We start from the raw sequence: 15,112 nt of genomic DNA, 5'->3' as shown, positions 1-15,112 counted from the left end.
ATTGTTAGTAGTATATTTTTTAATCAGTGCCTTATTAGTAGGGCTTGACCAATGGAGCAAATATTTGACGGTCCAAAACATTTCTTTGGGTGAAACAAAAGAATTCATTCCTGGATTTTTGTCGCTGACCCATTTAAGAAATACCGGAGCCGCTTGGAGCTTATTAGAAGGAAAGATGATATTCTTTTATGTCATCACAGTAATTGTTAGTGTCGTGATTATTTATTTATTAATTAAGAATTATAAAAAAAGTATCTGGTATTCTGTAGGTTTATCTTTTGTCTTAGCAGGTGCCATTGGGAATTTTATTGATCGTGTACGTTTAGGCTACGTAGTGGACATGCTCCAAACGGATTTTATGAATTTTCCTATTTTTAATGTTGCAGATAGTACGTTAGTGGTCGGCGTTATTTGTATATTTATTTATTTGATTTTAGATGAAAAAGCAGCAAAGGAAGGCAAAAATGGAACAAATTAACGTAACGATTCAAACAGAAAAAGGCCGGATTGATAAAGTATTAAGTGAACATTTACCCAATCATTCCCGCTCGCAAATTCAACAATGGTTAAAAGAAAAACACGTAACAGTTAATGGTGAAACGGTCCGCGCAAATTACAAAGTTACAGCAGGCGATGAAATTGTTGTAACAATTCCTGAACCAGAAGTTCTAGATATGGTAGCAGAGGATATTCCTTTGACCATTGTTTATGAAGACAATGATGTGATTGTCGTCAACAAACCTCAAGGCATGGTCGTTCATCCTTCGGCAGGGCATCCCAATGGTACATTAGTGAACGCGTTACTTCATCATGCGGATCACTTATCGGCGATTAATGATGTGGTGCGACCGGGAATTGTTCATCGAATTGATAAAGATACTTCGGGGCTATTGATGGTGGCTAAAAATGATCAAGCCCATGAATCATTAGCGAAACAGCTAAAAGAAAAAACATCGTTACGTAAATACGTTGCCTTGGTCCACGGTGTTATTCCTCACGATAAGGGAGAAATAAATGCGCCTATTGGTCGTTCCAAGGTTGACCGTAAAATGCAAGCGGTCATTGAAGGCGGTAAAGAAGCAGTCACGCATTTTACTGTTTTAGAGCGTTTTGATGCATTTACCTTAGTTGAATTACAACTAGAAACAGGCCGGACACATCAAATCCGTGTTCACATGAAATATATCGGTTATCCATTAGCTGGAGATCCATTATATGGACCGAAAAAAACATTGCCTGGCAATGGACAATTTTTACATGCGAAGTTATTAGGCTTTACACATCCTACTACAGGTGAACAATTAGTCTTTGAAGCACCTTTACCAGAAGTTTTTGAAAAAACTTTACACCAATTAAGAAATAATCATTGATTTTTTTCTGAAGAAGAGGTAAACTCTTTTTTAAGAAGAAAAATAACTAAATAACTGTAACCTTTAAGTTTAGTCCCGTGAGGCTAAGAAGGAATCATGCAAAAGAACACTAGGTGCGCTTAGTTAGTAAGTTGTGTGGGCTACATGGTACCCTTGTACCTTTTTAAACTGTAACCAACATCCTCCTATCCTCATACGGGTAGGAGGATTTTTTGTTGGAAAAAATAACAGGACAATTTCAATAAAAATCCACTTATTTTTCAGCTGCTCAATTGAAGGAAGAATCGCTGACCCCAAGACAGCGAGGACGTAGATAAAAAAGAAATGAGGAGGAAATTATTATGCCAAAGAAAGAAGTTGTTGACGCAGTCACAATGAAACGAGCGCTTACTCGAATCTCGTATGAAATTATTGAAAGAAACAAAGGAATTCAAGACATTGTTTTAGTAGGAATTAAAACGCGTGGGATATACATTGCACAACGTCTAGCCGAACGCTTAAAACAATTAGAAGATATTGACGTGCCAGTTGGTGAATTAGATATTACTTTGTATCGTGATGATGTGAAAGATATGGAGGAACCTGAATTACATTCTTCTGACGTACCAGTCTCAATTGAAGGTAAAGAAGTTATTTTAGTGGATGATGTCTTGTACACGGGCCGGACCATTCGTGCTGCGATGGACGCTGTTATGGATTTAGGTCGTCCAAGAAAAATCTCTTTAGCAGTCTTAGTAGATCGTGGGCATCGGGAACTACCGATTCGTGCCGATTATGTAGGAAAAAATATTCCAACATCAAAAACTGAGGAAATTATTGTGGAAATGGAAGAGCGTGACGGCGCAGATCGTATTATGATCAGTAAAGGAAACGAATAAAAAGGAGTGAACAACGTTGTCAGAAAAAGAATTTCGAAATGAGGATGCAGTCTTAGATATTAAAGACAGACCGCAAGCTTTTCACTGGGTTGGCCTAAGTTTACAACATTTATTTACGATGTTTGGCGCAACGGTTTTAGTACCAATCTTAGTGGGAATTGACCCAGGGATTGCGTTAGTCAGTTCAGGATTAGGAACAATGGTCTATCTGATTACTACAAAAGGAAAAATCCCCGCCTATCTTGGCAGTAGCTTTGCTTTTATTGCAGCGATGCAGATGTTAATGAAGAGTGATGGTTATCCAGCCATTGCCCAAGGTGCTATGACAACCGGCTTGGTATACCTAATCGTTTCATTAATCATTAAAAAAATTGGTTCCGACTGGTTGGATAAAATTTTACCGCCTATCGTTGTAGGACCTGTCGTGATGGTTATCGGTTTAGGCTTGGCTGCTAACGCCGCAAATAACGCAATGTATAACAACAACGTTTATGATTTTAAATATATTGCCGTAGCCTTGATTACTTTAGGCTTAACCATTTTTTACAACATGTTTTTCAAAGGCTTCCTAGGATTAATTCCAATTCTTTTGGGAATTGTCAGTGGGTACCTAGTCGCTTTAGCTTTCGGAATTATTGATTTAACCCCTATTAAAGAAGCTGCGTGGTTTGCTTTACCGAATTTTGAAGTACCTTTTGTTCAATATGAACCGAAATTGTATTTAAATGCCATTACAACAATGGCACCAATTGCTTTTGTAACAATGACAGAACATATTGGTCATTTAATGGTCTTGAATAAATTAACCAAGCGCAACTTTTTCCAAGACCCAGGCTTATCTAAAACTTTAATGGGAGATGGCTTAGCGCAAATTGTAGCAGGTTTTGTTGGTGGACCGCCAGTTACAAGTTATGGTGAAAATATCGGCGTGTTGGCAATTACAAGAGTACACAGTGTCTTCGTGATTGGTGGAGCCGCGGTGTTCGCTGTAGCTTTAGGATTTGTTGGAAAATTAAGTGCCTTGATTCTAAGTATCCCAGGACCAGTTATTTCAGGAATTAGTTTCGTCTTGTTCGGTGTGATTGCCGCAAGTGGTTTGAAAATCTTAATCGATAATAAGATTAATTTTGATAAGAAAAAGAATTTATTGATTGCTTCAGTAATTTTAGTCATCGGCATTGGTGGCTTAGTCTTCAAAGTAGGAACCTTTGAATTGTCTTCAATGGCATTAGCAACCGTCTTAGGAATTGTTTTGAATTTAATTTTACCGGAAAACGCACGTAGCGAAGAACAGTAGGAGGACTGGACGAATGATTATTACATCTGAACGAATTAGTTTAAAACATCTTTTAACTGCTGAGGCTTTAACCGACCGTGAAGTCATGGGGTTAATCCGTCGCGCAGGAGAATTTAAACAGGGGGCAAAATGGCACCCAGAAGAACGTCAATATTTTGCAACAAACTTGTTTTTTGAAAATAGTACTCGAACACATAAAAGTTTTGAGGTAGCTGAGAAAAAATTAGGCTTAGAAGTGATTGAGTTTGAAGCAAGTAGAAGTTCTGTTCAAAAAGGAGAAACGTTATACGATACAGTACTAACGATGTCGGCAATTGGTGTAGATGTAGCAGTCATTCGTCATGGTAAAGAAAATTATTACGATGAATTGATTCAAAGTAAAACGATTCAATGTTCTATTATTAACGGTGGGGACGGGAGTGGACAACACCCTACACAATGTTTATTGGATCTGATGACCATTTATGAAGAATTTGGTGGATTTGAAGGCTTGAAAGTGGCGATTGTGGGAGATATTACACATTCTCGCGTTGCTAAATCAAATATGCAGTTATTAAACCGTTTAGGCGCTGAAATTTATTTTTCAGGTCCAGAAGAGTGGTATGATCATCAGTTTGATGTCTATGGACAATATGTGCCGCTAGATGAAATTGTTGAAAAAGTCGATGTGATGATGTTACTTCGCGTGCAGCACGAACGTCATGATGGTAAGGAAAGTTTTTCAAAAGAAGGCTATCATTTGGAATATGGTTTAACCAACGAACGGGCAACTCGTTTACAGAAACACGCAATTATTATGCATCCAGCGCCAGTCAATCGGGATGTTGAACTGGCAGATGAATTAGTGGAAAGTCTGCAATCAAGAATCGTCGCGCAAATGAGTAACGGAGTCTTTATGCGCATGGCAATTTTGGAAGCAATTTTACATGGAAAGGCCTAGGTGGAGAAATGAAGACGTTAATTAAGAATGGAAAAATCATCAAAAAAGAGAATCAATTGATTGAGGCAGCACTTTGGCTAGAAAATGGTGTGATTCACGCAATCGGAGAATCGTTTGACGAAGCAGATTTTGAGCAAGTGTTTGATGCGAACGGGCAACTAATCACGCCAGGCTTGGTGGATGTGCATGTTCACTTTAGAGAACCAGGCTTTACGTATAAAGAAACGATTAAAACGGGTAGTAAAGCTGCTGCTCGCGGTGGTTTTACTACGGTTTGCGCAATGCCCAATTTGAATCCAGTACCAGATACGGCTGAAAAATTAAGTGAGGTTTACGACTTAATTCAAAAAGATGCAGTCGTGAAAGTTTTACAATATGCGCCCATTACAGAAGAACTACGGAGTGAAGTTTTAACCAATCAGAAAGCCTTAAAGGAAGCGGGTGCCTTTGCATTTACGAATGATGGTGTTGGTGTCCAAACGGCAGGAACGATGTACTTAGCCATGAAAGAAGCGGCTGCATTAAATATGGCGCTTGTTGCGCACACGGAAGATGAATCTTTATTATTTGGTGGTGTGATGCATGAAGGAGAAGTTTCTAAGAAATTAGGCCTACCAGGGATTTTAAGTGCAACGGAAGCTTCACAAATTGCTCGGGATATTACTTTAGCGAAAGAAACAGGCGTTCATTATCATGTTTGTCATGTTTCAACAGAAGAAAGCGTGCGCGTTATTCGAGATGCTAAAAAAGCAGGGATTCACGTAACAGCCGAAGTTTCGCCACACCATTTAATTTTAGTCGATGAGGATATTCCTGGTGACGAAGGGTTTTGGAAAATGAACCCGCCATTACGTGGTTTAGCAGATCGACAAGCATTGATTGACGGCTTGTTAGATGGCACGATTGACTGTATTGCTACCGACCATGCGCCCCATGGTTTAGAAGAAAAGCAACAATCATTTTTAAACGCACCTTTTGGCATTGTCGGTAGTGAAACGGCCTTCCAATTGATTTATACGAACTTTGTCGAAACAGGCATTTTCACATTAGAACAAGTGATTGATTGGATGGCAGTGAAACCGGCAGAAATTTTTGGATTAAACGCAGGAACACTAACAATTGGTGCACCAGCAGATATTGCAGTTTTTGACTTAGCAACAGCTGCACCAATTGATGCAGAAGCATTTGAATCAATGGCTGTCAATACACCATTTACAGGGTGGACAGTCAAAGGAAAGACACTTATGACATTTGTTGACGGAGCATTAGCTTGGTCGGAGGAGGCGCAGTAGGTTTGAAAAGGTTATTGATTTTAGAAGACGGAACAGTATTTGAAGGAAAAGCGTTTGGTGCAGAAGGCAATGTAGTAGGAGAAGTTGTTTTTACTACTGGCATGACAGGTTACCAAGAAGCAATTACTGACCAAAGTTTTAATGGACAAATGATTACTTTTACGTATCCATTAGTTGGAAATTACGGGGTCAACCGAGATGATTATGAATCCATTGCACCAACCTGTAAAGGTGTCATTGTTAAAGAGCATGCGCGGGTTGCTTCAAATTGGCGTCAACAAATGACCTTGGATGAATTTTTAAAGCGCAAAGGGATTCCGGGAATTTCAGGAATTGATACGCGTGCGCTGACTCGTAAGTTACGATCAGCTGGAACAATGAAAGGGAGCATCATTGATGCCGTGGATGATTTGCCGCATGCATTTGATCAACTAAAAGCGACGGTCATGCCGAAAAATCAAGTGGCACAAGTCTCCACTACTAAACCTTATCCGAGTCCAGGTATTGGGCGTAATGTAGTCGTCGTTGATTTCGGGTTGAAACATAGTATTTTGCGAGAATTATCAAAACGGCAATGCAACTTAACCGTGTTGCCTTATAATACAACGGCCGAAGAGATTTTAGAATTAAGTCCCGATGGTGTCATGTTGACAAATGGGCCTGGAGATCCCAAAGATGTGCCTGAAGCTATTGAAATGATTCAAGCAATCCAAGGAAAAGTTCCAATTTTCGGCATCTGCTTAGGTCATCAGTTATTTTCATTAGCAAATGGTGCGGATACGTATAAGATGAAGTTTGGACATCGCGGTTTGAATCATCCTGTACGAGAAATTGCAACAGGACGCATTGATTTCACTTCACAAAATCACGGATATGCCGTAGATGAAGCAACAATTGATCCAGAAAAATTACTTGTGACCCACGTGGAAGTCAATGATGGAACGGTTGAAGGCGTGCGTCATCGAGATTATCCAGCTTTTACTGTGCAATATCACCCAGATGCGGCTCCAGGACCGCACGATGGTCTTCATTTATTTGACGAATTTATGGAATTAATGGATGCATGGAAGGAGCAAAACTAATGCCAAAACGAACGGACATCAAGAAAATCATGGTGATTGGTTCAGGACCAATCATTATTGGACAAGCAGCAGAATTTGACTATGCAGGCACACAAGCCTGTTTAGCGCTAAAAGAAGAAGGGTATGAAGTTGTCTTAGTAAACTCAAATCCAGCGACTATCATGACCGATAAGGAAATCGCGGATCATGTTTATATCGAACCGATTACTTTAGAATTTGTTTCAAGAATTTTGCGAAAAGAACGTCCTGATGCTCTTCTACCAACATTAGGTGGTCAAACTGGATTAAATATGGCGATGGAATTATCGGAATCAGGAATTTTAGATGAGCTAAATGTAGAATTGCTAGGAACAAAGCTCAGTGCGATTGACCAAGCGGAAGACCGTGATTTATTTAAACAATTGATGGAAGAATTAGAACAACCGATTCCAGAAAGTGAAATTGTCAATACGGTGGAACAAGCCGTGGCTTTTGCCAAACGAATTGGCTATCCAATTATCGTTCGTCCCGCATTTACTTTAGGTGGAACAGGCGGCGGCATGTGTGATACGGAAGAAGAACTCCGCCAAATTGCCGAAAACGGTCTGAAATTATCACCAGTTACACAATGTTTAATTGAAAAAAGTATTGCTGGTTTTAAAGAAATTGAATATGAAGTGATGCGTGATTCGGCTGATAATGCGATTGTGGTTTGTAACATGGAAAACTTTGATCCTGTCGGCATTCACACTGGGGATTCGATTGTTTTTGCTCCGAGTCAAACCTTATCAGATTATGAATACCAAATGTTGCGAGATGCGTCTTTGAAAATTATTCGTGCATTAAAAATTGAAGGTGGCTGTAATGTTCAATTAGCTTTGGATCCGCATAGCTTTAATTATTATGTGATAGAAGTGAATCCTCGTGTTTCTCGCTCATCTGCACTTGCTAGTAAAGCCACAGGGTATCCCATTGCGAAGTTAGCTGCAAAAATTGCTGTTGGTTTAACATTAGATGAAATGAAAAATCCAGTTACTGGAACCACTTATGCCGAATTTGAACCGGCTTTGGACTATGTTGTTTCCAAAATTCCTCGTTGGCCTTTTGACAAATTTGAAAAAGGTGCTCGAGAACTAGGAACGCAAATGAAAGCAACCGGGGAAGTCATGGCAATTGGCCGCAATATTGAAGAATCCTTATTAAAAGCAGTTCGTTCTTTAGAAATTGGTGCTTATCACAACGAGTTAGCAGAACTAAGTCATGTCAGTGATTTAGAATTAACGAAGAAAATGGTCCATGCGCAAGATGATCGATTGTTCTACTTATCAGAAGCCATTCGTAGAGGATATAGCATCGAAGAATTACAAAGTTTAACGAAAATTGATTTATTCTTCTTGGATAAACTTTTACACATTATCGAAATTGAAACAACCCTTGAAAGTCACGTGGACAACGTAGCTGTCTTGAAAGAAGCCAAACAAAATGGCTTTTCTGATCGGAAAATCGCAGCACTTTGGGGACAAACAGAACAAGCCATCGCTGACTTCCGCAGAGCCAATCAAATTGTGCCCGTCTATAAAATGGTGGATACGTGTGCTGCAGAGTTTGAATCACATACGCCTTATTTTTATAGCACGTATGAAGTGGAAAACGAAAGCAATGTTTCGAAAAAGCCTTCTGTACTAGTATTAGGTTCTGGTCCCATTCGCATTGGTCAAGGGGTCGAGTTTGATTATGCAACCGTTCATTCTGTCAAAGCAATCCAAGCGGCTGGTTATGAAGCAATTATTATGAATAGTAATCCTGAAACAGTTTCAACAGATTTCTCTGTTTCTGATAAATTATACTTTGAGCCATTAACTTTAGAAGATGTCATGAATGTGATTGATTTAGAAAATCCGATTGGCGTGATCGTCCAATTTGGTGGACAAACAGCGATTAATTTAGCTGAGCCGCTCACAAAACAAGGCGTTAAAATTCTTGGAACAACGATTGAAGATTTAGATCGTGCGGAAAATCGTGATTTATTTGAACAAGCTTTGCAAGAGTTAGAGATTCCTCAACCACCAGGAGATACGGCCACAAGTGCAGAAGAAGCAGTCGTGATTGCTGATCGTATCGGCTATCCCGTTTTAGTGCGTCCAAGTTATGTTTTAGGTGGTCGTGCAATGGAAATTGTCGAAAATCAAAAGGATTTGGAAGATTATATGCGACATGCAGTCAAAGCTTCTCCAGAACATCCTGTCTTGGTTGATAGCTATTTATTGGGACAAGAATGTGAAGTTGATGCCATTTGTGATGGTGAAACAGTACTAATTCCAGGGATTATGGAACATATTGAACGAGCTGGCGTTCATTCTGGCGATTCAATGGCGGTTTATCCACCGCAGTATCTTTCTCAAGAAATTCAGGCAACAATTGCCGATTATACAAAAAAACTAGCACTTGGTTTAAACTGTGTAGGCATGATGAATATTCAATTTGTTATTCATGAAAATCGTGTTTATGTGATTGAAGTGAATCCTCGTGCGAGTCGAACAGTTCCTTTCTTAAGTAAAATCACAGGGATTCCGATGGCCCAAGTTGCTACAAAAGCGATTCTTGGTGAGAAACTGACTGACCTAGGATATCAAGATGGATTATACCCTGAAAGTAAACAAGTTCATGTGAAAGCCCCTGTGTTCTCCTTTACGAAACTACAAAAAGTAGATACGTACTTAGGGCCTGAAATGAAATCAACTGGGGAAGTTATGGGTAGTGATTATTATTTAGAAAAAGCCTTGTATAAAGCCTTTGAAGCATCTGGCTTGCATTTGCCAAGTTATGGAGCTGTACTTTTCACCATTGCTGATGAAACAAAAGAAGAGGCGTTAGAAATTGCTAAGCGTTTTTCAGCAATTGGCTATAGTTTAGTCGCAACGGAAGGAACCGCTGACTTTTTAGCGAAGCATCAGTTGCCTGTTAAGAAAGTGACGAAAATTTCTAATCCTGAAGGGGAAACCGTGCTGGATGTCATTCGTAATGGGAATGCACAAGTGGTAATCAATACCATGGATAAAAATCGTTCCAGTGCCAACCAAGATGGGTTTTCAATCCGTCGGGAAGCAGTCGAACATGGGATTCCATTGTTTACCTCACTTGACACAGCGAATGCGATTTTAAAAGTTTTAGAATCAAGAGCCTTTACGACAGAAGCCATTTAAGCAAAAATCTGGAACAATCGTCTGAGGAGGACTGTTCCAGATTCTTTTACGAAGAAATAGAAAATCATTTATAGGGGAATCAGAGAATAAAGGAGTGAAGGATACTGATGCAGAGAAAGCAAGAAATGATGACCATTGTAGCTCAAAAACAGTTAGCGCCACGGATTTATCAGTTAGACTTACAAGGCGAGTTAGTGAAAGAGATGACACGACCTGGACAGTTTGTGCATATCAAGGTTCCGCGTGCAGATTTACTTTTGCGGCGACCGATTAGCATCAACCAAATTGATCATTCGAACGAAACCTGTCGTTTGATTTATCGAGTCGAAGGCGCTGGAACGGAAGTGTTTGCCACCATGAAGGCTGGTGAACAATTAGATATTTTAGGTCCTTTAGGAAACGGCTTTGATATAACTACCGTAGCAGCTGGTCAAACTGCTTTTATCGTTGGCGGAGGAATCGGGATTCCCCCATTGTATGAATTATCAAAACAACTCAATGAAAAAGGCGTGAAAGTGATTCATTTTCTTGGTTATGCATCAAAAGAGGTTGCTTATTACCAACAAGAATTTATGGCATTAGGAGAAACACATTTTGCCACAGATGACGGCTCGTTTGGCGCTCATGGCAACGTGGGACGTTTATTGTCAGAAGCGTTAGCAAAAGGACGGATCCCTGATGCAGTTTATGCTTGTGGTGCGAATGGTATGTTAAAAGCAATTGATTCTTTATTTCCAACACATCCACACGTTTACCTTTCTTTAGAAGAACGGATGGCCTGTGGAATTGGGGCTTGTTATGCCTGCGTTTGCCATAAAAAAGGAGACACTACTGGAGCAAAAAGTGTCAAGGTCTGTGATGAAGGTCCGATTTTTAAAGCAAGTGAGGTTATCTTATAATGAAAAATCCTTTAGCTGTTTCAATTCCAGGTTTAACATTAAAAAATCCAATTATTCCCGCCAGTGGTTGCTTTGGGTTCGGGGAAGAATATGCTAACTATTATGACCTTGATCAATTAGGTTCAATTATGATTAAGGCAACAACGCCCCAAGCACGATATGGAAATCCCACGCCACGTGTAGCTGAAACACCTAGTGGTATGCTAAATGCCATTGGATTGCAGAATCCAGGTTTAGAAGTGGTGATGCAAGAAAAATTACCGAAATTAGAAAAATACCCTAACTTACCGATTATCGCAAATGTTGCAGGTGCTTGCGAAGAGGACTATGTGGCTGTTTGCGCAAAAATTGGGCAAGCGCCTAACGTCAAAGCAATTGAATTGAATATTTCCTGTCCTAATGTGAAACATGGCGGCATAGCTTTTGGTACAGATCCAGAGGTTGCTTTTCAATTAACACAAGCAGTCAAAAAAGTCGCATCTGTTCCGATTTATGTTAAACTATCACCAAACGTAACGGACATTGTGCCGATCGCCCAAGCAATTGAAGCAGGGGGCGCAGACGGTTTTTCTATGATTAATACATTGCTCGGGATGCGCATTGATTTAAAAACGAGAAAACCTATTTTAGCCAATCAAACTGGTGGACTATCTGGACCAGCCATTAAACCTGTTGCTATTCGCTTAATCCGACAAGTCGCCAGTGTTTCTCAGTTGCCAATTATTGGAATGGGCGGTGTTCAAACAGTGGATGATGTCTTGGAAATGTTCATGGCAGGTGCTAGCGCTGTCGGTGTTGGTACGGCCAATTTTACAGATCCATATATTTGTCCGAAGTTGATTGACGGATTACCTAAGCGAATGGAAGAGTTAGGTATTGAATCGTTGGAACAATTAATTAAAGAAGTGAGAGAGGGGCAGCAAAATGCACGATAGACCAATTATTGCGTTAGATTTTCCCACGCAAAAAGAAGTGGCTGTTTTTTTAGAAAAATTTCCTAAGGAAGAAGCCTTGTTTGTTAAAGTGGGAATGGAACTTTTTTACGCAGAAGGACCAGCGATTGTTCGCTGGCTTAAAGAACAAGGACATGATGTTTTCTTGGATTTAAAATTACATGATATTCCGAATACTGTGGAAAAAGCGATGACAAATTTAGCAAAATTAGGCGTTGCCATTACCAATGTCCATGCAGCAGGGGGCGTTCGAATGATGCAAGCAGCTAAGGAAGGTCTAATCAAAGGGACTCAGCCAGGCGCTAAGGTTCCTGAGTTAATTGCTGTAACCCAGTTGACTTCTACTAGTGAAGAAGAGATGCACCATGATCAATTAATCAACGTTTCTTTAGAGACAAGTGTCATTCATTATGCTAAATGTGCGGAAAAAGCGGGTCTGGATGGCGTGGTTTGTTCAGCATTAGAAGCACGTGGTATTCAAGAAGCAACCAAGCAAACGTTTATTTGCTTAACACCTGGTATTCGTCCAGCAGGAAGTGCAGTAGGTGACCAACAACGGGTCGTTACGCCGCAACATGCTCGCGAAATCGGGTCCACATATATCGTTGTTGGCCGACCTATTACCCAAGCAGAAAATCCTTACGAAGCCTATCAAGAAATCAAAAAAGACTGGAGCGGAAAGTAACATGACAAAAGTAGCAAAAAAGATTGCCAAAGATTTATTAGATATTGAAGCGGTATTTTTAAACCCTAATGAGCCGTTTACCTGGGCTAGTGGCATAAAAAGCCCGATTTATTGTGATAACCGTATCACGATGAGTTATCCTGCTGTGCGTAAAGAAATTGCAGAAGGCTTAGCGGCAAAAATTAAAGAAACTTTCCCAGAAGTCGAAGTGATTGCTGGGACAGCTACCGCAGGGATTCCACATGCGGCATGGGTAGCCGATATTTTAGGATTACCAATGGTTTATATCCGCAGTAAAGCCAAAGATCACGGCAAAGGGAATCAAATTGAAGGCCGAATTTCTGAAGGACAAAAAATGGTAGTTATCGAGGATTTAATTTCAACCGGCGGTAGCGTTTTAGAAGCGGCAGAAGCGGCGGAACGTGAAGGAGCAACGGTTTTAGGCGTTGCGGCAATCTTCACTTATGAGTTACCCAAAGGAACGGCAAATTTTGCAGATAAACAGATGACGTTACTAACGTTAACCAATTATTCAACTTTAATTGATGCTGCATTAGAAGCAAATTATATCGAAGAAAAAGATGTTACCTTATTACAAGAATGGAAAAAAGATCCTGAAAACTGGGGCAAATAAACGTTGAACTAAAGATAGTTCTTGTCGTCTGATTTTTAGTGTCATTTTCAGTAACCAGATTTAACGGTAGGAGAACTTAGGTCATTTGCCGAGGAGCGTAATGATCTAAGTTCTTTTGTTTGACGTAGAAAAGATGTTAGGATAGAGTTTTAACATGAGTTTTACCTGATTACTATGTGGAAATGAAGGAAGAGTGTATGAAAAAAATAAAAAATATGGACGTTGAATGGAGCTATACAGGCAACGATGGACCGGAACATTGGCATACGCTATGTGACTGGTTTGCAGAAGGTGCTAAGTTTGCTTATCAATCGCCAATTGCTTTAGAAAAAGAAAGTGCTGAGACAGTAAATTCTCAGATTACGTTTCATTATAAAAAAGAAGAATTCACTGAAAAGGAATTCAAAAATACGTTTCATTTTGTACCACCAAATACGGAAAGTTACGTAATGTTTGAAAATGTTGCGTATCATTTAACCGATATTCATTTTCATATGCCTAGCGAACATTTGCTATCGGGAAAGCAGTATCCGCTAGAATTCCATTTGGTTCATATGAATGATGCTGGCGAAAATTTAGTTGTCGGTTGCCTGTTTACCATCACTGAGGAAGAAAATCGTTTTTCAGAAGCGAATCATCCGATGGACTGGGAAAACGGCACGCACCAACAATGGTTTAATCCGTCAATCTTTTTACCAGAGGAGCGTCTACACTACCATTATGTAGGCTCGTTAACAACACCGCCAACTAAGGGTCCAGTGAAATGGTTTGTATTTGATACCATTCAAAAAATGGATCAAGCCTTTTTAAATAAGATCAAGGAAGGTATGTTGACCTTTAACAATCGGCCCCTTCAGCCGTTGAATGGGCGTAAGATTTATTTTTCAAATGATTAGTGTGTGGAGGAAAAAGTGTTGAATATTCAACAAATGAAGTATGTTGCTGCCATAGCTAACAATGGGAGTTTTCGGGAAGCAGCCAAAAAACTATTTATTACACAACCTAGCTTGTCAAATAGTATTCGAGAATTAGAAGAAGAACTAGGAATTTCCCTCTTTTTACGTACTAATAAAGGCGCTTTTTTAACAGAAGAAGGAATGGTTTTTTTAGAACAAGCAGAGAAAGTCTTAGTTCAAATGGAGTTATTGGAAAATCGCTATCGCGAGACAGTGACCAGCGAACGATTCTCCATCTCTTCGCAACATTACGATTTTTTAGGTGAGGTAATTGCCAAAGTTCTTAAAAAGTATGGGGATCAATATAAAGATTTTCGTGTCTTTGAAACCACGACCTTAAAAGTAATTGAAGACGTCAAAGGATTTCACAGTGAGCTGGGGATTATTTATTTAAATGAACAAAATAGTGTCAGTATTGAACGGTATTTAGAACAAGCTAATCTAGCCTACGAGGTAATTAGTACTTTTAATACACACATTTTTTTAGGAAATCATCATCCTTTAGCCAAGCAAAAAGAAATTCATTTAGAGGAATTAGTTCCCTATCCACAAGTTCGCTTTAATCAAGAAGGAAGCAATTTTTCCTATTTTTCTGAAGATTTAGTTGAAATTCCTGAACAGGAATCGGTCATTCATACTACGGATCGTGGAACCTTGATGAATTTGTTGGTAGAAACCAATGCTTATGCTTCTGGTTCAGGAGTCGTAACGGGTTTTACGAAGAAAGAAATTCGGTTAGTGCCATTGGCGCCAGCTTTGGAAAATCGTATTTGTTTACTCTTTCCCAAAAATCGGGAAATCAGTCCAATTGGTCGCTACTTTATCAAAGAACTAAAAGCGTTGTTTAAAAAAGAGGTAGATACCAAAACATTTAGCACTAAGGAATAAAAAGAAGAGGTCGGGACAGAAGTGTTTAACTCCGAGAAATAAGAAGGAATTTCCGA

14 protein-coding genes are annotated in these 15,112 nt (G+C 39.6%); all 14 read left to right on the top strand.

Features of this window, described 5'->3' with window-relative positions; translation table 11 throughout:
* Position 1: 1 nt before the first annotated feature.
* The 14 genes from lspA to AB1I62_RS08105 all read left to right on the top strand — a co-directional run bounded on the left by lspA (position 2) and on the right by AB1I62_RS08105 (position 15,056).
* Positions 2-478: a signal peptidase II gene (gene lspA, locus AB1I62_RS08170; protein ID WP_002360174.1), complete on the top strand. Its 477-nt coding sequence runs from the start codon at positions 2-4 to the stop codon at positions 476-478.
* Positions 465-1,370 carry an RluA family pseudouridine synthase gene (locus tag AB1I62_RS08165; RefSeq protein WP_002371061.1) on the top strand — a complete coding sequence of 302 codons (906 nt, stop codon included), beginning with the start codon at positions 465-467 and terminating at the stop codon, positions 1,368-1,370. The genes lspA and AB1I62_RS08165 overlap by 14 nt, the downstream gene beginning before the upstream one ends.
* Positions 1,371-1,711: 341 nt before the next feature.
* Entirely contained in the window at positions 1,712-2,248 is a 537-nt protein-coding gene (gene pyrR / locus AB1I62_RS08160; protein WP_002357409.1) for a bifunctional pyr operon transcriptional regulator/uracil phosphoribosyltransferase PyrR, read from the top strand.
* Positions 2,249-2,264: 16 nt separating this feature from the next.
* On the top strand, positions 2,265-3,545 hold the full coding sequence (locus AB1I62_RS08155; protein WP_002357410.1) for a solute carrier family 23 protein: 1,281 nt from the start codon (positions 2,265-2,267) through the stop codon (positions 3,543-3,545).
* A gap of 13 nt (positions 3,546-3,558) precedes the next feature.
* Positions 3,559-4,485: an aspartate carbamoyltransferase catalytic subunit gene (locus AB1I62_RS08150; RefSeq protein WP_002357411.1), complete on the top strand. Its 927-nt coding sequence runs from the start codon at positions 3,559-3,561 to the stop codon at positions 4,483-4,485.
* Between the two features lie 8 nt (positions 4,486-4,493).
* Complete coding sequence (locus tag AB1I62_RS08145) at positions 4,494-5,777, top strand: dihydroorotase (RefSeq protein WP_002357412.1); 1,284 nt, start codon at positions 4,494-4,496, stop codon at positions 5,775-5,777.
* Positions 5,778-5,779: 2 nt separating this feature from the next.
* Complete coding sequence (locus AB1I62_RS08140; protein WP_002360175.1) at positions 5,780-6,859, top strand: carbamoyl phosphate synthase small subunit; 1,080 nt, start codon at positions 5,780-5,782, stop codon at positions 6,857-6,859.
* Positions 6,859-10,041, top strand: coding sequence for a carbamoyl-phosphate synthase large subunit (carB, locus tag AB1I62_RS08135; RefSeq protein WP_002361908.1), 3,183 nt, complete (start codon positions 6,859-6,861; stop codon positions 10,039-10,041). Before AB1I62_RS08140 ends, carB begins: the two co-directional genes overlap by 1 nt.
* Positions 10,042-10,148: 107 nt before the next feature.
* The gene (locus AB1I62_RS08130; RefSeq protein ID WP_002365731.1) at positions 10,149-10,940 is read left to right on the top strand and encodes a dihydroorotate dehydrogenase electron transfer subunit; all 792 of its coding nucleotides are present in this window, start codon (positions 10,149-10,151) and stop codon (positions 10,938-10,940) included.
* Positions 10,937-11,875, top strand: coding sequence for a dihydroorotate dehydrogenase (locus AB1I62_RS08125; RefSeq protein ID WP_002369312.1), 939 nt, complete (start codon positions 10,937-10,939; stop codon positions 11,873-11,875). The genes AB1I62_RS08130 and AB1I62_RS08125 overlap by 4 nt, the downstream gene beginning before the upstream one ends.
* A complete protein-coding gene (pyrF, locus tag AB1I62_RS08120) occupies positions 11,865-12,578 on the top strand; it encodes an orotidine-5'-phosphate decarboxylase (protein WP_002365730.1) in 714 nt (237 codons plus the stop codon). The genes AB1I62_RS08125 and pyrF overlap by 11 nt, the downstream gene beginning before the upstream one ends.
* Before the next feature lies 1 nt (position 12,579).
* Positions 12,580-13,212, top strand: coding sequence for an orotate phosphoribosyltransferase (gene pyrE / locus AB1I62_RS08115; RefSeq protein WP_002357418.1), 633 nt, complete (start codon positions 12,580-12,582; stop codon positions 13,210-13,212).
* Between the two features lie 197 nt (positions 13,213-13,409).
* The gene (locus AB1I62_RS08110; protein ID WP_010817337.1) at positions 13,410-14,108 is read left to right on the top strand and encodes a carbonic anhydrase; all 699 of its coding nucleotides are present in this window, start codon (positions 13,410-13,412) and stop codon (positions 14,106-14,108) included.
* A gap of 18 nt (positions 14,109-14,126) precedes the next feature.
* Positions 14,127-15,056 carry a LysR family transcriptional regulator gene (locus AB1I62_RS08105; protein WP_002361904.1) on the top strand — a complete coding sequence of 310 codons (930 nt, stop codon included), beginning with the start codon at positions 14,127-14,129 and terminating at the stop codon, positions 15,054-15,056.
* The last annotated feature ends 56 nt before the right edge of the window (positions 15,057-15,112 follow it).

It is taken from the genome of Enterococcus sp. AN402, from assembly GCF_040719405.1.
In the GTDB taxonomy this organism is placed as follows: Bacteria; Bacillota; Bacilli; order Lactobacillales; family Enterococcaceae; genus Enterococcus; species Enterococcus faecalis.
Note: the sequence above shows the minus strand (reverse complement) of the source record. Positions and strands in the feature narration are given on the sequence as shown.